20 protein-coding genes and 2 pseudogenes are annotated in these 20,038 nt (G+C 59.5%); 12 read left to right on the forward strand and 10 right to left on the reverse strand.

Annotated features, from left to right (window positions below):
- Positions 1-123 precede the first annotated feature (123 nt).
- On the reverse strand, positions 124-1,062 hold the full coding sequence (locus QFW87_RS16240; RefSeq protein ID WP_283188244.1) for a hypothetical protein: 939 nt from the start codon (positions 1,060-1,062) through the stop codon (positions 124-126).
- Positions 1,063-1,363: 301 nt separating this feature from the next.
- Here QFW87_RS16240 and QFW87_RS16245 point away from each other — a divergent pair, with 301 nt between their 5' ends.
- Both QFW87_RS16245 and QFW87_RS16250 read left to right on the forward strand, forming a co-directional pair.
- Positions 1,364-2,047, forward strand: coding sequence for a response regulator transcription factor (locus tag QFW87_RS16245; RefSeq protein ID WP_283188245.1), 684 nt, complete (start codon positions 1,364-1,366; stop codon positions 2,045-2,047).
- Positions 2,025-3,419 carry a HAMP domain-containing sensor histidine kinase gene (locus QFW87_RS16250; protein WP_283188246.1) on the forward strand — a complete coding sequence of 465 codons (1,395 nt, stop codon included), beginning with the start codon at positions 2,025-2,027 and terminating at the stop codon, positions 3,417-3,419. The genes QFW87_RS16245 and QFW87_RS16250 overlap by 23 nt, the downstream gene beginning before the upstream one ends.
- Here the strand turns inward: QFW87_RS16250 and QFW87_RS16255 are convergent, their stop codons facing one another.
- Together QFW87_RS16255 and QFW87_RS16260 are read right to left on the reverse strand one after the other, a co-directional pair.
- A complete protein-coding gene (locus QFW87_RS16255) occupies positions 3,420-4,175 on the reverse strand; it encodes a putative DNA-binding domain-containing protein (RefSeq protein WP_283183975.1) in 756 nt (251 codons plus the stop codon).
- Positions 4,168-5,007: a DUF692 domain-containing protein gene (locus QFW87_RS16260; RefSeq protein WP_283188247.1), complete on the reverse strand. Its 840-nt coding sequence runs from the start codon at positions 5,005-5,007 to the stop codon at positions 4,168-4,170. Before QFW87_RS16260 ends, QFW87_RS16255 begins: the two co-directional genes overlap by 8 nt.
- 632 nt (positions 5,008-5,639) lie before the next feature.
- Between QFW87_RS16260 and QFW87_RS16265 the strand changes: the two genes are divergently transcribed.
- Together QFW87_RS16265 and QFW87_RS16270 are read left to right on the forward strand one after the other, a co-directional pair.
- Entirely contained in the window at positions 5,640-6,686 is a 1,047-nt protein-coding gene (locus QFW87_RS16265; protein WP_283183973.1) for a class I SAM-dependent methyltransferase, read from the forward strand.
- Positions 6,687-6,819: 133 nt separating this feature from the next.
- Positions 6,820-7,662 (forward strand): NAD-dependent protein deacetylase, encoded by an 843-nt coding sequence (locus QFW87_RS16270; protein ID WP_283188248.1) that lies wholly within the window; start codon positions 6,820-6,822, stop codon positions 7,660-7,662.
- 115 nt (positions 7,663-7,777) lie between these two features.
- On the opposite strand, the gene QFW87_RS16275 is transcribed toward QFW87_RS16270, so the two are convergent.
- On the reverse strand, positions 7,778-8,680 hold the full coding sequence (locus QFW87_RS16275; RefSeq protein WP_283183971.1) for a LysR family transcriptional regulator: 903 nt from the start codon (positions 8,678-8,680) through the stop codon (positions 7,778-7,780).
- 185 nt (positions 8,681-8,865) lie between these two features.
- Here QFW87_RS16275 and QFW87_RS16280 point away from each other — a divergent pair, with 185 nt between their 5' ends.
- Genes QFW87_RS16280 through QFW87_RS16290 form a run of 3 tightly spaced genes read left to right on the forward strand, consistent with a single transcriptional unit; the run spans position 8,866 to position 11,459 of the window.
- Complete coding sequence (locus QFW87_RS16280; RefSeq protein ID WP_283183970.1) at positions 8,866-9,564, forward strand: CoA transferase subunit A; 699 nt, start codon at positions 8,866-8,868, stop codon at positions 9,562-9,564.
- 36 nt (positions 9,565-9,600) lie between these two features.
- Positions 9,601-10,266, forward strand: a complete 666-nt coding sequence (locus QFW87_RS16285) for a CoA transferase subunit B (RefSeq protein WP_010455523.1) — start codon at positions 9,601-9,603, stop codon at positions 10,264-10,266.
- A gap of 11 nt (positions 10,267-10,277) precedes the next feature.
- On the forward strand, positions 10,278-11,459 hold the full coding sequence (locus QFW87_RS16290) for an acetyl-CoA C-acetyltransferase (protein WP_283188249.1): 1,182 nt from the start codon (positions 10,278-10,280) through the stop codon (positions 11,457-11,459).
- Between the two features lie 280 nt (positions 11,460-11,739).
- On the opposite strand, the pseudogene QFW87_RS16295 reads toward QFW87_RS16290, so the two are convergent.
- Both QFW87_RS16295 and QFW87_RS16300 read right to left on the reverse strand, forming a co-directional pair.
- Positions 11,740-11,883, reverse strand: a pseudogene (locus QFW87_RS16295) (NADP oxidoreductase); the annotation flags it as partial.
- 50 nt (positions 11,884-11,933) lie between these two features.
- Positions 11,934-12,116: pseudogene (locus QFW87_RS16300) on the reverse strand (divalent metal cation transporter); the annotation flags it as partial.
- 104 nt (positions 12,117-12,220) lie between these two features.
- On the opposite strand from QFW87_RS16300, the gene QFW87_RS16305 reads away from it, so the two are divergent.
- The 4 genes from QFW87_RS16305 (at position 12,221) to QFW87_RS16320 (ending at position 15,098) form a co-directional block, all read left to right on the forward strand.
- Entirely contained in the window at positions 12,221-13,015 is a 795-nt protein-coding gene (locus tag QFW87_RS16305; RefSeq protein ID WP_283188250.1) for a hypothetical protein, read from the forward strand.
- Between the two features lie 57 nt (positions 13,016-13,072).
- Positions 13,073-13,984 (forward strand): DMT family transporter, encoded by a 912-nt coding sequence (locus QFW87_RS16310; protein ID WP_283188251.1) that lies wholly within the window; start codon positions 13,073-13,075, stop codon positions 13,982-13,984.
- Between the two features lie 84 nt (positions 13,985-14,068).
- Positions 14,069-14,743, forward strand: a complete 675-nt coding sequence (locus tag QFW87_RS16315) for a glutathione S-transferase N-terminal domain-containing protein (RefSeq protein ID WP_283188252.1) — start codon at positions 14,069-14,071, stop codon at positions 14,741-14,743.
- 28 nt (positions 14,744-14,771) lie between these two features.
- Positions 14,772-15,098 carry an antibiotic biosynthesis monooxygenase gene (locus QFW87_RS16320; protein WP_283188253.1) on the forward strand — a complete coding sequence of 109 codons (327 nt, stop codon included), beginning with the start codon at positions 14,772-14,774 and terminating at the stop codon, positions 15,096-15,098.
- A gap of 147 nt (positions 15,099-15,245) precedes the next feature.
- Here the strand turns inward: QFW87_RS16320 and QFW87_RS16325 are convergent, their stop codons facing one another.
- Both QFW87_RS16325 and QFW87_RS16330 read right to left on the reverse strand, forming a co-directional pair.
- Positions 15,246-15,614, reverse strand: coding sequence for a DUF6124 family protein (locus QFW87_RS16325; protein WP_283188254.1), 369 nt, complete (start codon positions 15,612-15,614; stop codon positions 15,246-15,248).
- A gap of 735 nt (positions 15,615-16,349) precedes the next feature.
- Positions 16,350-16,850, reverse strand: coding sequence for a DUF1311 domain-containing protein (locus QFW87_RS16330; RefSeq protein ID WP_283188255.1), 501 nt, complete (start codon positions 16,848-16,850; stop codon positions 16,350-16,352).
- A 547-nt stretch (positions 16,851-17,397) separates the two neighbouring features.
- On the opposite strand from QFW87_RS16330, the gene QFW87_RS16335 reads away from it, so the two are divergent.
- A complete protein-coding gene (locus QFW87_RS16335; protein WP_283188256.1) occupies positions 17,398-17,985 on the forward strand; it encodes a hypothetical protein in 588 nt (195 codons plus the stop codon).
- A 3-nt stretch (positions 17,986-17,988) separates the two neighbouring features.
- Here the strand turns inward: QFW87_RS16335 and QFW87_RS16340 are convergent, their stop codons facing one another.
- Both QFW87_RS16340 and QFW87_RS16345 read right to left on the reverse strand, forming a co-directional pair.
- Positions 17,989-18,705, reverse strand: coding sequence for a dienelactone hydrolase family protein (locus QFW87_RS16340; protein ID WP_283188257.1), 717 nt, complete (start codon positions 18,703-18,705; stop codon positions 17,989-17,991).
- 181 nt (positions 18,706-18,886) lie between these two features.
- Positions 18,887-19,999, reverse strand: coding sequence for a M14 family metallopeptidase (locus QFW87_RS16345; RefSeq protein WP_283188258.1), 1,113 nt, complete (start codon positions 19,997-19,999; stop codon positions 18,887-18,889).
- Between the last annotated feature and the right edge of the window lie 39 nt (positions 20,000-20,038).

Here is a 20,038-nt window from a genome sequence, read left to right on the forward strand (position 1 = left end):
ACCAGAGGCAGAAGCGGCAGATGAGCCCCAGGGGTATCAGGTAAACAGAGCGATCAGGATGATGATCGGGATGGGTATGCCAAGAAAGAACAGCAGTAGTGAGCGCATGAGAGTTCTCCTGGGTTAACGAACAGGTACTGAAGTGGTGGATACATAAGCGTCGATTTCGAGGTACTCGACCGCATCCCGACGACGGCCACCGAAAGTTGCAGCAAGGCTGGCGAAAAACGCACCGATCAGCAGCGCGATGAACATCCACAGCGAAGTCCAGGCAGCGACTTTGGCGGCGGTGTCCGCCGCTTGTTTGGCGGCGAGTTTGGCGTCGGCCACGGCTTTTTGCGTGCGGGCATACACTTCATCAACGCGACGTTCAGCGTCCGCTTGAGTGAGGTTGGTCCGTTGAGCCACCAGTTGCGCCAGATAGGTGCGATCTTCGGCAGCCAGTTGACCGTCATTGCTCAGACTGCGCACGAAGATGCGCGTCACGGTGCCATGAACGGCGTCATCACTGACCGCAGTCGGGCGATCATCGCGGAACAGGCTGTCGACGAAGTAACCATACTGGTCACTGTCAGTGTTGCCGGCAGCCGCGCCAGCGGCTTGAGTCGCGGCACTCGCGGCGCCACCGAACACACTAGCCCCAGCCTGCACGCCACCGCTGACAATGCTGCTGACCGAGCCGACCACCAGCGTCGCCGTCACCAGCGTCGCCACGCACCAGGCGAGAAAACCATGGGCGGTGTCACGGAAGTAAACCTCATCACCGTGCATGTACGCCCATCTCACCCGCAGACGACCGGCGATATAACCGCCAAGCCCGGAAGCCACGATTTGCGTCGCTGCCAGCCAGACAATCGTTGAAATACCCAGGCCCTTGGCGCTCACCCCTTCATGGGCCCACGGCGACACCGCCGAAAAACCCAGGCCAAAGCCGAGCAACACGAGGATCAGCGACAACGCTGCCGCCGCTGCGGCCCCTGCGAATATCGCCCCCCAGGACACGCCAGAAAGCGTGCTCGTTTCTTCGAAGGCAGGAGAGAAACCATCAGAGGATCTATTCATTGTTATATCGCTCCAGGCAGGAAAGATGGTGTTACAACTCTTCAAAGGAGGAATTGCAGTCACCGTGCCAGTCGCCAACTTTAAATAAATCTCAAGATTTCAATGATTTAGAAAGTTTGAACTTCCTATATCCATGCAATTTGCAAGGAACTGTCTGTAGCGGCGGGTTTTATGCATTGACCAGGAGCGGCGTTTTCAATGGAAAAATCAAAAGATCGCATGAAGTTTTATTTAAAAAGCCTGCCCTCATTTCTTGGCAAAATGCCGCTCAACGTTGAGTACTCCTAATCAGGCCCGCCCTATGACCCGCATCTTGACCATCGAAGACGACGCCGTGACCGCCCGGGAAATCGTCGCCGAACTGAGCAGCCACGGCCTCGACGTGGATTGGGTCGACAACGGCCGCGAAGGTCTGGCGCGCGCAGTCAGCGGCAACTACGACCTGATCACCCTCGACCGCATGCTGCCTGAGCTCGATGGTCTGGCGATTGTCACCACGTTGCGGACCATGGGCGTGGCCACGCCGATTCTGATGATCAGCGCCCTCTCCGACGTCGATGAGCGTGTGCGCGGCTTGCGCGCGGGCGGTGACGATTACCTGACCAAACCGTTCGCCACCGATGAAATGGCCGCCCGGGTCGAAGTCCTGCTGCGCCGGCAGAACACCGTGACCGCCCAGGCCACCACATTGCGGTTGGCGGATCTGGAGCTGAACCTGATCAGCCATGAAGCCAGCCGCGACGGTCAGTTGCTGACGCTGTTGCCCACCGAGTACAAGCTGCTGGAGTTCCTGATGCGCAACACCGGGCAGATTCTGTCGCGGATGATGATTTTCGAAGAGGTCTGGGGTTACCACTTCGACCCCGGCACCAACCTGATCGACGTGCACATCGGCCGGCTGCGCAAGAAGATCGACCCGCCAGGCAATGTCCCACTGATTCGAACCGTGCGAGGCTCGGGTTATGTCATTGCTGAACCCCTCTAACGGCTGGCGTTCATCCAGCAGCCGTTTGCTGGCGCTCTACAGTTCGCTGTTCGTGCTCTGGAGCGGGATTCTCATGGGGGTCATGTACTACGAGGTTTCCGCCTACCTGGACAACCTGGCCAAACACTCGCTGATGCAACGTCAGCATCTGTTTTCGCACTTTCAAGGCGAACAATTGGCAGACGCCCTCGCCGTCAGCATGACCTTCGACATTCGCGGCATCGACGCTTATGGCCTGTTCGATACTCAGCACCGCTACCTCAGCGGTGCGCTGCGCCACATGCCCGAAGGCCTGCCGCTGGATGGCAAGATTCACATGCTTGGCGACTGCGCCGATTCTGACGACCCAAGCCTGCCCGCCGACAGCTGCGACGCGGTAGCGACCCAGACGAAGGATGGTCGCTGGCTCGTGCTGGTGCGGGATAACGGTTCATTGTTTGCCGTGACCCGGATCATTCTTCACGCATTGTTCTGGGGTGTGACGCTGACCATCTTGCCCGGTATCGCTGGTTGGCACCTGTTGCGGCGGCGTCCGTTGCGGCGGATTCGTGCTATCCAGGCCAGCGCCGAAGCCATCGTCGCCGGCGACCTGACCCGCCGCCTGCCACTGTCCAATCGCCGCGATGAGCTGGACATGCTCGCCGCCATCGTCAACGCCATGCTCGAACGTATTGAACGCTTGATGAACGAAGTGAAAGGCGTCTGCGACAACATTGCCCACGACCTACGCACGCCGCTGACGCGCCTGCGGGCGCAGCTGTACCGGATTCAGCAACAGGCTGATGAGGGTTCGACGCTGGCGGTGCAACTGGACTCAGTGCTCGGTGAAGCGGACACCTTAATGGCGCGCTTTCGAGGGTTGTTGCGGATTTCCGAGCTGGAAGATCGTCAGCGGCGTTCCGGATTTGTGCAGCTGGATCCGGTGCCGTTGTTGCAGGAACTGCACGAGTTTTATCTGCCGTTGGCGGAAGAAGACGAACTGGTTTTCAAGCTGCAACTGCCGGAGTCGTTGCCTTCGCTGAACGGTGATCGAGCGTTGTTGTTTGAGGCGGTGGCGAACCTGCTGAGCAACTCGATCAAGTTCACGCCGCCGGGTGGCGAGGTGATTTTGCGGGGGATCAATGAAGGGGGACATACGCGGATTGAAGTGCTCGACTCGGGGTCCGGGATTCCGGAGGCAGAGCGGGAGGCAGTGTTCCAGCGCTTTTATCGTGCCGACGGCGGCAACCAGAAAAGCGGGTTCGGGCTAGGGCTGTCGATCGTTGCGGCGATTGTGAGCTTGCATGGGTTTGCGCTTGAGGTGGGCACCAGTGAACTTGGAGGGGCGCGGCTGGTGCTCGACTGCCGGCAAAGCTTGATTCCCCCCGATTGATCATGCTAAGCCCACCACGCCTTCTTCCTGCATCTGCCGCAACAACACTGCCCCACTTTCCATAAACTCGGGCGACCCAGCCATCCCCGCCTCCACCGCCAATCCTTCCAGTTGCTCACGACCGTCCAGTTGTGGAAATTCCTCAATCCGCTGCAACAGCCGCCAGGCCAACGGGCTCAGTGCAGAAAACTTCACACTCCAGTCCTCAGCCCGACGCACCAGCAACAATGTCGGCTGAGTGGGCGCTGTCTCCGGTTGATAATCCGGCCCCACCAACTGCACCGGCCAGGCATACGCCAACGACCAGGCCAGCGGCGAAACCTGCAACGGTCGGTCCAGCAACAATCCGGCATCGCTCAGCGGCAACGGTTCGGCCTCGGACTGCTGCAACGCCATCTCGATCCACTCGTAATGCGCCAGTTCCACCATGAACGGCGGCCACGCCCCTTCGGCCAACGCTTGCGGTTCCGAGGCCAGGAACTCGACAAACTCCTGGGCGATCTCGCCGAATTTCGGCGTGTGCGCGCGGTAGTCGCGCAGGAAAACCCGTACCAGTGAACGCCAGTGTTCATCACCGAGAATCTTGATCAGCACCGGAAAAGTCCCACTGAGCAACGACGACAGGTTCGCGAAAATCAGGTCGCGGTAAACTTGCGCCCGTGTCACGTCCATCCCGGCCGGTGGCGCGCAATGATCGGGATCGCGCAGGTAAAGGCCCAGGGTGTTTTGCTGCTGAAACAGACTCGGCTTATCCACGGTTCACCCCCTCGGTTTGCAGACGGCGAATGGTCTGCAACTCGGCCACCAGTTCGGAAAATGCCGGAAAGTTGAAATCCCGTTCCAGCAGCGTCGGCTGCGCTCCGAAGCGAGCGTAAGCCTCAGCCAGCAACGACCAGACCACCGGTTTGGTCGAAGCGCCGTGGGTGTCGATTTTCAAGGTGTCGGACTCATCGAAATGCCCAGCGACGTGCATGGCCACCACCCGGCCAGAATCGATGCCGGCCAGAAAGGTCTGCGGATCGAAACCGTGATTGATTGAGTTGACGTAGACGTTGTTGACGTCCAGCAGCAGGTCGCAATCGGCTTCGCGCAGCACCGCGTTGATGAAGGTCAGCTCGTCCATATCCTGTTGTGGCGCGGCGTAGTAGGAGACGTTTTCCACCGCCAGACGCCGACCAAGAATGTCCTGAGCCTGGCGAATTCGCGCGGCGACGTGATGCACTGCTTCTTCGGTAAAGGGCAACGGCAGCAAGTCGTAAAGGTGACCGTCATCGCTGCAGTAGCTCAAGTGTTCGCTGTACAGCGGCACATTGTATTGATCGAGGAAAACCCGGACCTCCTGCAGAAACTCGACGTCCAACGGTGCCGGGCCGCCCAATGACAGTGACAAGCCATGACAGGACAACGGATAACGCTCGGCCAAGGCACGTAACGCATGGCCATGAGCGCCACCGATGCCGATCCAGTTTTCCGGCGCGACTTCCAGAAAATCGAAATCGCCCGCACGGGCAGCCTGAAGGTCTTTCATTAAACCTCGACGCAAACCGAGCCCGACGGTCGCCTTCGCTGAGAGGGTGGGAGTTTGCATGATGTCGATCTCAATGATTGTCAGAGCGGAATCACAGTTAACCGAAAGGGTGTATCGGGTCTGTGTTCCGCTCCGGCAGAAAATCGCGGCGGTTGTATCGCCGGCGGGTCTGTACACACTGTGGTACAGGTAATGGTCGACGCGCAGGCGATTGACGGGGGTAGATTTCAGGTCGGTTTCAGGCAGGAGCGTGGTCATTGTTGTCCCCTTCACGGTGTATAGGGTGCCAAATGGCCTACGCAGTTCATCGCAGGTTTGTATCTCGCCTGTGTTCGGCAGTGCCACGGTATTGGGGGAAACTGTATCGGGAAGCCTGTTAGATACAGTGAAATAGACGCCACAAATCCCTTGTAGGAGCGAGGCTTGCCCGCGAAGGCGGCGTGTCAGGCAACATCCTCGTCGACTGACACGCCGCCTTCGCGGGCAAGTCGGATCGCCGCACCGCTCGCTCCTACAGAGGGGTAGGCAAGGTAACTTTCGTCGCTCAAGGCAGCGGTGCACGGCCCCCGGACTAAACTTAGTGCACGCAGGGCGTGGTTATCGTCCTGTTCATTTCCACGACCACCGTCCAGAGGTGAACGCCTCGAAAAACAAGGCCCCTGGACTGTGATCCTGCTGAAGGAGCACACGTGATGGACGAGGCCAGACTCAATGATTTCATGGGCAAACTGGTGAACGACATGGGCGGCGCGGCGATGCTCGCCAACGTCATCCTCGGCGAAGAGCTCGGACTGTACCGGGCCATGGCCGACAGTCAGCCAGTCACCCCGGAAGCCCTCGCTGACAAAACCGGCTGCAACACCCGCCTGCTGCGCGAATGGCTCAGCGCCCACGCCGCTTCCGGTTACATGGAACACCGCGACGGCCAGTTCCGGCTGCCCGAAGAGCAGGCCCTGGCATTGGCGATCGAAGACTCCCCGGTCTATATCGCGGGTGGCGTCGGGGTGGTTGCATCGTTTTTCCATGACAAGGACAAACTGGTCAACGCCATGCGCGGCGACGGTGCCCTCGCCTGGGGCGATCACCATCCGTGCATGTTCAGCGGCACGGAGCGGTTCTTCCGACCAGGTTATAAAGCGCACTTGGTCGCCGAATGGCTACCGGCGCTCGAAGGCGTGGTCGCCAAACTGGAGGCTGGCGCCAAAGTGGCGGATATCGGCTGCGGCCACGGCGCATCCACCGTGATCATGGCCCAGTCGTTTCCGGATTCGCGGTTCGTCGGTTTCGACTACCACGCGCCCTCCGTCACCGTCGCCACCCAGCGCGCTGAAGCCGGTGGCGTGTCCGGGCGTGCGCGGTTCTTCCAGGGCACGGCAAAAAGCTTCCCCGGTGACGACTATGACCTGGTCTGCTACTTCGACTGCCTGCACGACATGGGCGATCCAGTCGGCGCGGCGCGGCACGCTTATGACGCGCTAAAACCGGACGGCACGGTGCTGCTGGTAGAACCGTTCGCCAACGACTCGCTCGACGACAACGTCACCCCGGTTGGCCGCTTGTTCTACGCCGCCTCGACCTTCATCTGCACCCCGAACTCGCTGTCCCAGGAGGTCGGCCTCGGCCTCGGCGCCCAGGCTGGCGAGGCGCGGCTGCGCAAGGTCTTCACCGAGGCGGGGTTCAAGACGTTCCGACGGGCCACGGAAACGCCGTTCAACCTGATTCTGGAGGCGCGTAAGTAACCATCGCACATGTAGGAGCACGGCTTGCCGGCGATGGCGTCCTTAAGATCGCCATCGCCGGCAAGCCGTGCTCCTACAGGGTGATTGGCAAATGCTACCCTGCAAATACTCATGGTCCACCGGAGTGTTGAACATGCTCGACAGCCTCATCCGCGAACAACTCGACCACCTTCAGCAGTTAATGGCCGAGCAGCCGTTTGTGGTCCTGACCGGCGCCGGCATCAGCACTCCGTCGGGCATTCCGGACTACCGCGACAACCAGGGAGTGCGGCGTGGGCGGCAACCGATGATGTATCAGGAATTCCTCTCCGCCCCCGAATCCCGGCGGCGCTATTGGGCGCGAGCGATGCTCGGTTGGCCGCGTGTGCGCCAGGCCCAGCCGAACGTGGCCCACGAGGCCTTGGCCAGTTTGCAAAGTTCGCAGCAGATCAGCGGGCTGATCACTCAAAACGTCGACACCCTGCACGACCAGGCCGGCAGCCATGACGTCATCGAACTTCACGGCAGCCTGCACCGGGTGTTGTGCCTGGACTGCGGGACGCGCAGCGAACGGGATTCGATCCAGCAACTGATGGAAGCGCAGAATCCGTATCTGGCCGGCGTGGATGCGGTGCAAGCCCCGGATGGCGACACGCTGCTGGATGCGGCGTTTGAGGCGCGGTTTCAGGTACCGCATTGCCCGCACTGCGCGGGTGAGCGGATGAAGCCGGACGTGGTGTTTTTTGGCGAGAATGTGGCGCAGGTCACGGCGGCCAAAGCAATGGCGGCGGTCGAAAAGGCTGCGGGGTTGCTCGTGGTCGGGTCTTCGTTGATGGCGTATTCGGCGTTTCGGTTGTGCCGGGCGGTGGCGGATCAGGGGAAACCGTTGATTGCGATTAATTTGGGGAAGACTCGGGCGGATGACCTCCTTGATTTGAAAATAGAGGCTTCATGCGAGCAGCTTTTGCCCTTACTGGCCCAGCACCGCTCGTCCTGATCAACCTAAAACCCTGTGGGAGCGAGCCTGCTCGCGATAGCGGAGTATCAGTCAACACTGATGTCGGATGTGCCGGCCTCTTCGCGAGCAGGCTCGCTCCCACAGGTGACCGTGATCAGGGCAGAGAAACTCGTTGGCCCAGGTTTTCGGCTTTCAGGATATCGAACAACGCCTGAGCCGCTGCCGACAGCTCAATCCCTGGCTTGGTCAACACCCCGATCGCCCGCTCCACCACCGGGTCGCGCAAGGTAATGCACCGCGCGCCCAGTTCCAGCATCTGCCCGACACACAACGCCGGCACCGCGCTCACCCCCAATCCACTGGCAACCATCCTTCCCACTGTCGCCAATTGATGGCTTTCAAACTCCACCGGCAATTTCATCCCACGCGCCTGCAAGTGTTCTTCGAGCATCACCCGAACCGTCGACGGACGCTGCAAGGTGATGAACGGTTCCTTGAGCAGGGTCTGCCAATCGATGTCTTCCCGTTCGGCAAAAGGAGAATCTTTTGGCACCACCGCAACGAAACGGTCCATGTACAACGGCGTGAATGCCAGCGACGAACTCTGAGTCGGTTCAAACGCCACCCCCAGCTCAACCTGCCGGTCACGCACCATCTCCAGCACCTGCTCGTTGATCACGTCATTCACCGTGACATTGACCTTGGGATAGCGCGCGCGGAAGGTTTTCAGGATCGGCGGCAGCAGGTTACCGGCAAATGAGGGCATCGCCGCCAGCGTCACGCGCCCGCGCTGGAGGGTAAAGCGTTGGCGCAACTCATCCTCGGCATTGTCCCAGTCAGCGATCAGGCGACGTGCCAGTGGCACCAGCGATTCTCCCTCCGCCGTCAGCGCGACATTGCGCGTGTTGCGAGTGAACAGACGTCCGCCCAGCCCCTCCTCCAGCGCCTTGATGGTCAGGCTTAAGGCCGATTGCGACAGGTGCAACCGCTCGCAGGCCACGGCAAAACTCAAACTCTGGGCCACGGCCAAAAATGCCCTGATCTGCTTGACTGTCATGTTCGAATTGCTCCAGTAATGAGCGCAGGCGCTCCATTCGCGAGCAGGCTCGCTCCCACAGGATTGATTGGTGAGTTTTATCTATCAATCAACCTTAAAAATCAACTTAACAAATGAATACTGCGGCGAGACACTCCATCCCCATACGGCTAGCCAGCCGCCCACAAAGAATAAAAGAGGTGCATATGGCAGGTTTCGACAAGCGCGTGAGTTCCTACGAGGAAGCCCTTGCAGGTCTTGAAGACGGCATGACCGTGATCGCCGGCGGCTTCGGCCTGTGCGGGATCCCGGAAAACCTCATCGCCGAGATCAAGCGCAAAGGCACCCGGGACCTCACCGTCGTCTCCAACAACTGCGGCGTCGACGGTTTCGGCCTCGGCGTGCTGCTGGAAGACCGGCAGATCCGCAAGGTGGTGGCCTCCTACGTCGGTGAGAACAAACTGTTCGAAGACCAACTGCTGAAAGGCGAAATCGAAGTCGTCCTGACCCCCCAGGGCACCCTCGCCGAAAAAATGCGCGCAGGCGGCGCCGGCATCCCCGCTTTCTTCACCGCCACCGGCGTTGGCACCCCAGTGGCCGAAGGCAAGGAAGTCCGCGAATTCCATGGCCGCCAGTACCTGATGGAAGAATCCATCACCGGTGACTTCGCCATCGTCAAAGGCTGGAAAGCCGACCATTTCGGCAACGTCATCTATCGCCACACCGCCCAGAACTTCAATCCGCTGGCCGCCACTGCCGGCAAGATCACCGTGGTCGAAGTCGAAGAAATCGTCGAACCCGGCGAGCTGGACCCGTCGCAGATCCACACCCCTGGCATCTACGTCGACCGGGTCATTTGCGGCACGTTCGAGAAGCGCATCGAACAGCGCACCGTGCGTAAGTGATCCCCCTGCCCCGGACCGAATGAAGGAATAACAACAATGGCACTTTCCCGCGAACAAATGGCTCAACGCGTCGCCCGCGAAATGCAGGACGGCTTCTACGTGAACCTGGGCATCGGCATTCCGACCCTGGTCGCCAACTACATCCCAGAAGGCATGGAAGTCATGCTGCAGTCGGAAAACGGCCTGCTGGGCATGGGCCCCTTTCCTACTGAAGAAACCATCGATGCCGACATGATCAACGCCGGCAAACAAACCGTGACCGCACGTATCGGCGCGTCGATCTTTTCCTCGGCCGAGTCCTTCGCGATGATCCGCGGTGGTCATGTCGACCTGACCGTGCTGGGCGCCTTTGAAGTAGACGTCCAAGGCAATATCGCCTCGTGGATGATTCCCGGCAAACTGGTCAAGGGCATGGGCGGCGCCATGGACCTGGTGGCCGGTGCAGACAACATCATCGTTATCATGACCCACGCGTCCAAGGACGGTGAGTCCAAGCTGTTGTCCAAATGCAGCCTGCCGCTGACCGGTGCCGGCTGCATCAAGCGTGTGCTGACCGACCTGGCTTACCTGGAAATCGAAAACGGCGCGTTCATTCTCAAGGAACGCGCACCGGGCGTCAGCGTCGAGGAGATTGTCGCCAAGACCGCCGGTAAACTGATCGTGCCGGATCACGTTCCGGAAATGCAGTTCGCTGCCCAGTGAGGAATCATTCCATGCAAGAAGTCGTCATTGTCGCCGCCACCCGCACCGCCATCGGCAGTTTCCAGGGTGCCTTGGCGAATGTTTCCGCCGTTGACCTCGGCGCTGCGGTGATCCGCCAGTTGCTGGCGCAAACCAGTCTGGACGTAGCTGAAGTCGATGAAGTGATCATGGGCCAGGTGTTGACCGCCGGCGCCGGGCAAAACCCTGCGCGCCAGTCCGCGATCAAGGCCGGCCTGCCCTTCACCGTGCCTGCGATGACCCTGAACAAGGTCTGCGGCTCGGGCCTCAAAGCGCTGCATCTGGCCACTCAGGCAATTCGCTGCGGCGATGCCGACGTGATCATTGCCGGCGGCCAGGAAAACATGAGCCTGTCCAATTACGTCATGCCCGGTGCGCGCACCGGTCTGCGCATGGGTCATGCCCAGATTGTCGACACCATGATCAGCGACGGCCTGTGGGATGCGTTCAACGATTACCACATGGGCATCACCGCCGAGAACCTGGCTGACAAGTACAACCTGACCCGCGAACAGCAAGATGCCTTCGCCGCGGCCTCGCAGCAGAAAGCCACGGCCGCCATCGAAGCCGGGCGTTTTGCCGACGAGATCACGCCGATCCTGATTCCTCAGCGCAAGGGCGATCCGGTCGCCTTCCAGGTTGACGAACAACCACGGGCCGGGACCACCGCCGACTCCCTGGGCAAACTGAAAGCCGCCTTCAAAAAGGACGGTTCGGTGACCGCCGGTAACGCCTCGTCCCTGAACGACGGTGCCGCCGCCGTAATCCTGATGAGCGCGGAAAAAGCCAAGGCCCTCGGCCTGCCCGTGCTGGCGAAAATCGCGGCTTACGCCAATGCGGGCGTAGACCCGGCGATCATGGGCATCGGCCCGGTCAGCGCGACTCGTCGTTGCCTGGACAAGGCCGGCTGGTCCATCGACCAGTTGGACCTGATCGAAGCCAACGAAGCCTTCGCTGCGCAATCTTTGGCGGTGGCCAAGGACCTGGAATGGGACCTGAACAAGGTCAACGTCAACGGCGGCGCCATCGCCCTGGGCCACCCGATCGGTGCGTCGGGTTGCCGAGTGCTGGTGACCTTGCTGCATGAAATGATCAAGCGTGACGCCAAGAAAGGCCTCGCCACCCTGTGCATCGGTGGTGGTCAGGGCGTGGCACTGGCGATCGAACGGGCGTAAAGCGTTCAACAGACGGCGCGGGGACCCACGAATGTCCGTTCGCCGTCTGGCAAAACACCCGGTGCGACTCACGTCGCACCGGGCTATCCACATCTCTGAAACCAATTTCTGTCACAACGCTCACTTTGTAGCAGCTGGCGAAGCCTGCGTTCGGCTGCGAAGCAGTCGTGAAATCAGACGATAGGGTGTTTCAGGCAGACCGCGTGCTCAGGTTTGACGACTGCTTCGCAGCCGAACGCAGGCTTCGCCAGCTGCTACGCCGAGTGCGGTGAATGAAGAGTCAGGCAAATTTCACCAGATTCAGCACCGGCAGCGGACCGCCTGGAAACTGCACCCGCCGCCCGCCCTCCGCCGCCGCCGGATCGCTTTCCAGAAAACGCGCCTGAAGGTGATTGAACGCCTTCACCACCCGCGCACCCCTTAAGTCTAAACATACAAGCGAGCCTGCTCGCGAAGAGGCTCGGCCAGGCAACACAGCTTCAGGCTGAGGCTACGAACTGTAAGATCAACCCGCTGTTCGCCCCGCTCCGCGTCCTGCTTACTGTGCAGGTCCTTGCCGATCATCCGGGTCTGCACGATGGAGGCATGCAGGCACACGTTATGCGGCATCACGGTGGCCCCGAGAACACCGATGGCCAGGTACAACCGCGCCAAATCACGCTCGGTAGCAGCAACTTTGTATACAAAACGCAGCAATCCATAGAGCAATCAACCGTCCGCAATGCTAACGTTGCCGCCTCACTCAGGTCGGAGGTGCGTGCGTGCTGATACTCAAACTGCTGGTCATCCCAGGATTTCTCTTGCTGATTTCCCTGGCCGGTAAACGCTGGGGACCGAGTGTCGCCGGCTGGCTGTCGGGGTTGCCGGTGGTGGTCGGGCCGATTCTGTTCTTTCTCGCCGTCGAACAGGGTCCGGAGTTCGCTGCTCAATCGGCGACGGCAGCGCTGTCGGCGATGTTCGCGATGATTGCCTTTTGCGTGACCTACGCTCAGGTTGCACAACGCGCGAAGTGGCCGTGGGCGCTGGTGATTTCGCTGTTGGTCTGGGCCACCACGGCCGTTGTGCTGTCGTTGATTCCCCCGTCCCTCGTGTTCTCGGTGATCGCCGCCGCAACCGCCCTGCTGGCGGCGCCGTTTCTGTTTCCCTCGGTACAGCCAATCGTTTCAGGCCCGGCGCTGAAGTCCGACAAATTGCTGTTGCGCATGATTGCCGGCGCCCTGCTCACCCTCGCAGTCACGTTGTTGGCCAGCACCGTCGGCGAACGCTGGAGCGGTCTGCTCGCGGTGTTCCCGGTGCTGGGCAGCGTGATGGCGGTGTTCTCCCAGCAAACTCGCGGTCCGGCCTTTACCGCTGCGTTGTTGCGGGCCACTGCTACGGGGATGTATTCGTTCGCCGCGTTTTGCCTGGTGTTGGCGTTGGCCTTGCCAGGCATGGGGCTGACCGCGTTCGCCCTGGGCGTCGCGGTGTCAGTGGGTATGCTCGGGGTGACCAAGCGCTTGTTGGCCAAACCGGTGAGCGCGGCACCGGACGCTGGACGTACGGCGATCAAACGCTAAGCTGCTTGATGTCATCGGGCCAGGATTTCGCCCGCTCATCGCGCTGAAGGAACAGACATGACTCCGCTTCGAAACAGCCACAGCGCGACGGCCGTCGGCGTGATTGCGATAGTGCTCTGGTCCTCCCTGGCTTTGCTGACCACCCTCACCGAAGGCATTCCACCGTTTGAACTGCTGACACTGGGTTTCGGCGCGGCGTTCGCGGCGAGCCTGGTGATTCTGGGCCGACGCGGGCTCGCCGGGTTCACCAGTTGGCGCCAGCCCTGGGCCGTGTGGGCGACCGGGTTCGTCGGAATTTTCGTTTATCACGCGCTGTACTTTTTCGCACTCAAAGCCGCCCCGGCGGCCGAAGCCAGTCTGATCAACTACCTTTGGCCGCTGTTGCTGGTGTTGCTGTCGGCGTTCTCGGCCGGAGAAAAGCTGCACAAACGGCAATTGCTCGGCGCACTGCTGGGCCTGGCCGGCACGGCCTTCATCATGCAGCAGCATGCCCCGAATGCTGATGTCGCGATGCCCATCGCCGGTTATCTCGCGGCGTTCGGTTGTGCGCTGATCTGGTCGGTTTACTCGGTGATCAACCGCCGGTTCAGCGAAGTACCGAGCAGCATCATTGGCGGCATCTGCGGCTTGGTCGCCGTGGCCGGACTGGTCTGCCACCTGGCGTTCGAAACCACGGTACAGCCCGACTTCAGCCAATGGGCCGCAATTGTCGTCCTCGGGCTTGGACCGGTCGGACTGGCGTTTTTTGCCTGGGACCACGCCACCAAACACGGCAATCTGGCGACGCTGGGAGCACTTTCCTACCTGGCGCCGTTGATTTCCACGTTGTTGCTGATCACCGTGGGGCGCAGCCATGCCAGCCCGATTCTGATCGTCCCCGCGCTGCTGATTATCGCCGGTGCAGTCATCGCCACGTCGCGATCAACCGCCAAAGTGCCGATAACACGTTCGATAGTTTCGAACGAGTAAAGCAAATAGCTCGCACGTCATTCGAACGGGTTTACTTCAACATCAGCCTCAGTTCAAAACCAACCACTGACTGAGGCCTACACCATGAAGTTCTTTTTCCACCCTTCTCCAAACCCGATGAAAGTCGCCCTGCTGCTTGAAGAACTGCAAACGCCCTACGAATTGATCGGCGTCGACACCTTCAAGGGCGAGCAACACCTGCCGGCCTTTTTGGCGATCAACCCGAACGCCAAGGTGCCGGCCCTGGTCGACGGCGATGCAACCGTCTTCGACTCCCAGGCGATCCTGCTGCACCTGGCGCAAAAACATCAGCGTTTCCTGCCGACCTCCGTGGCCGGGCAAGCCGAGTTACTGTCCTGGCTGATGTTCATCGCCACCGGCCTGTCGCCATTTTCCGGCCAGGCAGTGCATTTCCTGCACCACGCACCGGAAGACCTGGCGTATGCGAAAAACCGCTACCTCAAGGAAGTCGAACGCCATTACCGCGTGCTCGATCAGCGCCTGGCCGACCATCAGTACCTGGCCGGCGACACCTACAGCATCGCCGACATGGCGCTCTGGGGTTGGGTCAATTACGCGCCGTACATCCTCGGCGAGAGCGGTCTGGCCGCGTACCCGAACGTCAAGCGCCTGTTCGATGAAATCAGCGCCCGCCCGGCCGCCCAGCGGGCCCACGGTCTTAAAGAGAAACTGGTGCTGAAGGTTGAATTCGACGAAGAAACCCGTCGCAACCTCTTCCCGCAGAACCAGGCGCAGTAACCCATTCACAGCATTCGAAGGTGATGAAATGAGTGATCAAGTCGCGTTTATCGTTTACCTGCCGGCCAAACCGGAGCGTTTCGCCGAAATGAAAGAACGGCTGCTGGACGTGGTGCACCAGATGTCGGCCGAGCCGGACTTTGTCAACACCTGGGTTCACCAACTCCAGGACGACCCGAACACCTTGGTGCTTTACGAAACCTGGAACTGCAGCAAGAACGACTTCATTACGCGTCACCTGAGCAAGCCGTATCGACAGGCGTACGAACAGCTGCTCCCGCAGTTGTTGGTCCGCGAACGTCGCATTGAGTTTCTGGATGTGATCAAGAGCTATTCGGTGCGACGTGGGGTCTGAACGGACCTTTCAGCGTGACCACGAGCATGTCTTCCATCGCACCTTCGTCTTTTTTGGCCACGGCCTGAAAGGAAGCGCGTCGCGGTTGCGATCTTTGAATGCTTCTAAATAGTGAGGGCGCAAGCGCCCTCGCTACCCGCCTGGCGACTACCCAGGCTTGTGGTTATCCAGTACGCGATTGACCGCTAACTCACCCAACATGATGACCCGTTGCAGCACCAGCATCGTTTGACGTCGTGGGCCGTCCGTTAAGTCGGTGAGATCGTTGACCATGGCGCTGGCTGATGCCAACGATTCACAGGCCTCGACGAGCAACGTTTCGTCATCCACCGCTGCGTCGATGGTGAAAATGGTGCTGGGCTTGCGGGGCGGTATCTGCGTTTTCGACGCCCCAGGGTTGAGGTAGAAGCTGAGTGCGCGGTCGGCCGCCTCTGTCATTTTCTTGGGGTCAAGATCACGAAAGACGTCGTAGGGTACCGGACGGGTATTCGGGGGATTAGGTGTAACCTTGAACATATTAGTCAATTCCTGAAGTGAGGCCGCAACCGTTCTCTACTAAAAGAAGGGTGGCGGCTGTACGCAGGTTAGTAGACCGGAGGAATTGGCAAAAACCGGCGCGCCCAAGGGCGCCCTACGCACAACCACCATTAAGTGCAGGAACTGAATGACCTGACTGAATGGAACTCATGCACTTCACCAAAAACCTATGGGCTACTAAACCCGACCACTGATGAGCAGTGGCAGGTAAACGATAGAGGCCGGGGTCAAAGCGCACAAGCCAGCGGATTCTGGCGCACGCGTAGGTAACGGCGCAAGGCGTTGTAGCCGTTAGGACGTAACAGCGGGTGTCTTTAAACGCGCACCTTGAAACTTGTTTATGCGCATAAAAAGCTGAGAATTTCTTCGCCCGTTTTTTGGCTGGGCAATTGCGCATATTTGCCCACCCATTTGCATTCGACCTGACCAGCCATTTGCATCGGATTTGACCAGGACGCTTCGTGGACAAAACCGGCAGAGAACGGCCCAGGCTGTGTAAAAACGTAGGTCCTGTTTTGAAGTCCGCGTCTCTACGTGAAATCTCACAGTGATTGGCAGATCAGAGGTGCTGAAATTTGCGTAGGAGCTCGGTTTTCGTTCTGATTCGGACCTTCAAACCTGCTCTAAAACGTTTTTACACAGCCTGGGCCGAAAGCAGCCAGACGGTGTACTCGCCGTCTGTTCCTGCACGCGGCACCGCCTATGTCGATAACTTCAATCGGAAAGTTGCTTCGTTCTCCAGCGCATCAAATCGACTTTGCAGGAACTTAAAATATCTCCAGAGCCCGAGCCCCCCATCACGGAGTCACCTTCCCATTGACACTGGGCATCCTTGAACTTCTCGAAAGCCTTCTGAGAGGCGAGCAGCGAGGTAAGGGCTTTGGCCGTCGCACTCGAATCGATTTCCTTTGTCTGAGCTTCCAGTTTTTTGTAGGCGATATTCATTTGTGACGTCACTTCGCGAGTCTTGCCCTCAAGGCAAGGCTGCAACGCTGTCCGGGGCTGATCGCCAATGGTGTTGTAGCACTCGTTCAATGCTCCAGCATGAGCATCGCTTGTCACTGCAATTTTTGCTGCGGTGGTAGTAGGCGTAACTGCCGTATTGATCGCGCCATTTGTGATTGGATTCACATCAGGTTTCGCGGGTGCTTGAGCGAATGCAGTACACATGGCAAATGAAGTCGCTACAGCGACCACAGAAATGAGTTTTCTCATTTTTATCTATCCTTTGGAAGGCGTTTTTCGAGGGGAAGAAACAACTTTGGATGCTAGGCCGATTGTGTACTACGTACGCAGGACCAGGCCTGGTGGGGTCTAGTAGCGCTCACAGTCCAAGACCTGTTTGACTGCATCCTGGGCAAGCTGTTCAACGCCACTAAGAATGTGGTTGGTGCTGATCTCTGCGTAGTCTCATACCCTGTTAAAAGACGGTGTGATAAGCCTATGCCTTCGAAGCTGAATGTCTGCTTCTGGCCGTTCTCTGCCGATCATGGTTACAAAGCGTGCTGGCCAAATCCGATGCAATCGGTGATCAGAACGAATGCAAATGACTGGTCAGGCCGAATGCAAACGGGTGGGCAAGTGGAATGCAACTTCGCATTGGTGGGTTATTGCAAATATGGTGTTTAGCAGGACGTTGATATCTGGCCCCTACGCTGGCCAAAGGAACATGACCGTCCGTTAGACTGCGCTGGAATGCGCCGCAACCTCCATGGGATGATCGCCCCCCACCGCGAGACCGACCATCCCATGGAGTTTCTGAATGTCATTGTTGAGTAAAAAAGCCGTTGTCCTGTTGTTGACGGCGGTTGCCAGTCTGGGAGCGCTGAATGCGCAGGCTGCCAAGGCCACTGCCAGCGATACCGCGCCCGCACAGAAAGTCTCGATGCTCGGCGGCAAGTTCACGTTCACCCTGCCTAAAGGCTTCGTCGCCAACCCGTTGCCTGCTGGCGACGCAGCCACCGGCACCGCCGGGGCAACGGGCACCATGTACACCAATCAAGCCACTAAAACCGTAGTGATCGCCGCTGAAAACACCATCCCCGGCGGCCTCAACGTCAAAAACAACGACGGTCAGTTCCTCGACTCCGTGGCGTCTGACTTCGCCACCGAACAAGCCACGGCGCTGCCAGACTTCACCAAACTCAGTGAAAAAAGCCTGACCCAGAAAGGCACCGGCCTGGGGCTGCGGCAGATCGACAGCACCGCCACCCAGGGCGGCGGCAAAACCCTCGACACCACGCTGATGGCCGCGTCCAACACGCGCATGGCGATCGTTCAGGTGATTTCCCGTCTCAGCGACAATGCTGGCCACGAGACGCTGGTCAAACAGATCGTCACCGGCAAGTAAGCATCAGGGATTGAGACGCTGCAACCAGGCGCTCAAGTCCTGCAATTCGACAGCACTGATGCTGTGACCGACGCCAGGGTAGGCATGAAATTCAGGCTTGAGTGACAGGCTTTGCAACAGGCTGTCGGCGTCCGTGCCGTCATTGTAGGGAAGGAGTGTGTCCGCGGTGCCATGACCAATGAAAATCGCCAGCTTCTGGCGTTTTTCATCCGGTTTCAGTTCGGATCTGAGTACCGGCAGAATCCGCCCGCTCAACGCTGCGATCCCGCCCACCGCCTCGGGATGACGCAGGGCCACCTCGTAGGACATCATCGCGCCCTGGCTGAAACCCACCAGGAATACCTTGTTGGGTTCGGTGTGATACTTCTTCGCAGCCTGCGCGACAAAATCCAGCAATACGGCGCCGCTGGTCTTCAGATCATCCGTCTCGCCGTCGTAGGCGCCATCACCTTTCTGGCGGAACCACTGATAACGGCCCTCCTCTATCACCGTCGGTGCCCGCACCGACAGGTAGTTGTAGGGCGCGGGCAGTTCATCCTTGATGTCGAACAGGTCCTGCTCGTTACTGCCAAAACCGTGGAGGAAAATCACCAGGGGCTGATTGCGCGATTCGGGGTTAGCCTGCTCCAGGTACTTGAGCGGCAGATCGGTTTGCAGCGGGGGTTGAGCGTGGACGGCGGCGGACGCCAGGAGTGTCAGCAGAGCGAGAAACTTCAACATAAACCTTCCTTCACAAGTGCAGGATTCGGGGAAGAGCCTAACATTGTGAAGCTTGCCGGGGGATTTCAGGTGTGGCTAATGCCGCTTCGCGAGCAGGCTCGCTCCCACATTTGAAATGCATTCCCCTGTGGGAGCGAGCCTGCTCGCGAAGCGGCCCGATGCGACACCGACGATTCCGAGATTAGTCGTTGATGAGTTTCCCGACCCGAATCGGCTCACGCCCCGCGACCTTCGCCTGCCAGGTGCCCGGCTGCGTATAGCGCCCACGATCGATGGCAAACAACACGCCACTGGTCCCGGCGCAAACCGTGGTAACTCGATCATTCAGCGGATCGACCACTTCAAACAGCGCATCACCCTTCTCCACCCATTCACCCGAATCACGCAGGAAACTGACGACCCCGTGATGCGGCGCGAACAGGTATTGGGTGCCTTCGAACGGCATGCCTTCACAGCATCCGCTCGGTGCCGCAGGCCAAGTGCCTTTGATGAAACCCTGCTCGGCGAGGAAGCCGAGAATCGCCTCGCAATTGGCCTGAGCCTGATCGACTCGCGTATCACCCATGCTGCCCAACTCCAGCGTCGTCGCCAGGTTGGCCGGCGGGATCGCGGCCTCAGGGAAAGCCCTTGCCAGACGCATCCACGGCGTTGAACACGATTCATCGAATGAGCTGCCGCCGGAATCTTCACAGAGCAACGCCACCCCAGCCTTCAAACGCGCCGCCAGGGATTGCCACTGCGGCCAGTGCTGCGGCAAGGCATACAGATGAATCGCCGCGTCAAAATCACAATGCAGATCGAGGGTGATGTCGGCCTCACAGGCGTGGCGCAGCAGCAAGCGGTGCATGGCTTCAAGCTGCGAGGCCGGTGCCGGCAAATCGTCGAGTACCTGGCCCATGGTCTGACGAATCAGCGCAATGTTGGCAGCCGCATCATTGCCCAACCGATCACCGATCAACTCGGCCACCGGTGCGCTGAGTTCGACGAAGGAGCGGTTGAAGTTCTTGCCGCTGCCCAGTTCGAAGCGGCCCATGTGGCTGCCTTGCAGGTGTTGATCGAGGCCGATGGGATTGGCCACCGGGACCAGTTCGATCACGCCCTGCAACTGACCTTGGGCTTCGAGTTCGCTCAGACGCTTTTTCAGTTCCCACGCCGTGCGCATGCCCGGCAGTTCATCAGCGTGCAGGCTGGCCTGGATGTAGACCTTGCGAGTGCCCGCGCCATAACGAAACACGCTGAGGGTGCGTTCGGTGCCCAGGTGGCTCCAGGGCAGTGAATGGTCGATGCGTTGCATGGGGGTGCTCCTGTGTTCGCGTGCTGCGCAGAATAAATC

Origin of the sequence: Pseudomonas sp. PMCC200344 (assembly GCF_030053095.1) — a bacterium.
GTDB classification, from domain to species: Bacteria; Pseudomonadota; Gammaproteobacteria; order Pseudomonadales; family Pseudomonadaceae; genus Aquipseudomonas; species Aquipseudomonas svalbardensis.

What these genes read in the sequence shown, in the direction of transcription:
- QFW87_RS16240 (WP_283188244.1), bottom strand. Translation starts at nt 1,062, where the DNA reads ATGAATAGATCCTCTGATGGTTTCTCTCCTGCCTTCGAAGAAACGAGC.
- QFW87_RS16245 (WP_283188245.1), top strand. Translation starts at nt 1,364, where the DNA reads ATGACCCGCATCTTGACCATCGAAGACGACGCCGTGACCGCCCGGGAA.
- QFW87_RS16250 (WP_283188246.1), top strand. Translation starts at nt 2,025, where the DNA reads ATGTCATTGCTGAACCCCTCTAACGGCTGGCGTTCATCCAGCAGCCGT.
- QFW87_RS16260 (WP_283188247.1), bottom strand. Translation starts at nt 5,007, where the DNA reads ATGCAAACTCCCACCCTCTCAGCGAAGGCGACCGTCGGGCTCGGTTTG.
- QFW87_RS16265 (WP_283183973.1), top strand. Translation starts at nt 5,640, where the DNA reads ATGGACGAGGCCAGACTCAATGATTTCATGGGCAAACTGGTGAACGAC.
- QFW87_RS16270 (WP_283188248.1), top strand. Translation starts at nt 6,820, where the DNA reads ATGCTCGACAGCCTCATCCGCGAACAACTCGACCACCTTCAGCAGTTA.
- QFW87_RS16275 (WP_283183971.1), bottom strand. Translation starts at nt 8,680, where the DNA reads ATGACAGTCAAGCAGATCAGGGCATTTTTGGCCGTGGCCCAGAGTTTG.
- QFW87_RS16280 (WP_283183970.1), top strand. Translation starts at nt 8,866, where the DNA reads ATGGCAGGTTTCGACAAGCGCGTGAGTTCCTACGAGGAAGCCCTTGCA.
- QFW87_RS16285 (WP_010455523.1), top strand. Translation starts at nt 9,601, where the DNA reads ATGGCACTTTCCCGCGAACAAATGGCTCAACGCGTCGCCCGCGAAATG.
- QFW87_RS16290 (WP_283188249.1), top strand. Translation starts at nt 10,278, where the DNA reads ATGCAAGAAGTCGTCATTGTCGCCGCCACCCGCACCGCCATCGGCAGT.
- QFW87_RS16310 (WP_283188251.1), top strand. Translation starts at nt 13,073, where the DNA reads ATGACTCCGCTTCGAAACAGCCACAGCGCGACGGCCGTCGGCGTGATT.
- QFW87_RS16315 (WP_283188252.1), top strand. Translation starts at nt 14,069, where the DNA reads ATGAAGTTCTTTTTCCACCCTTCTCCAAACCCGATGAAAGTCGCCCTG.
- QFW87_RS16320 (WP_283188253.1), top strand. Translation starts at nt 14,772, where the DNA reads ATGAGTGATCAAGTCGCGTTTATCGTTTACCTGCCGGCCAAACCGGAG.
- QFW87_RS16325 (WP_283188254.1), bottom strand. Translation starts at nt 15,614, where the DNA reads ATGTTCAAGGTTACACCTAATCCCCCGAATACCCGTCCGGTACCCTAC.
- QFW87_RS16330 (WP_283188255.1), bottom strand. Translation starts at nt 16,850, where the DNA reads ATGAGAAAACTCATTTCTGTGGTCGCTGTAGCGACTTCATTTGCCATG.
- QFW87_RS16335 (WP_283188256.1), top strand. Translation starts at nt 17,398, where the DNA reads ATGTCATTGTTGAGTAAAAAAGCCGTTGTCCTGTTGTTGACGGCGGTT.
- QFW87_RS16340 (WP_283188257.1), bottom strand. Translation starts at nt 18,705, where the DNA reads ATGTTGAAGTTTCTCGCTCTGCTGACACTCCTGGCGTCCGCCGCCGTC.
- QFW87_RS16345 (WP_283188258.1), bottom strand. Translation starts at nt 19,999, where the DNA reads ATGCAACGCATCGACCATTCACTGCCCTGGAGCCACCTGGGCACCGAA.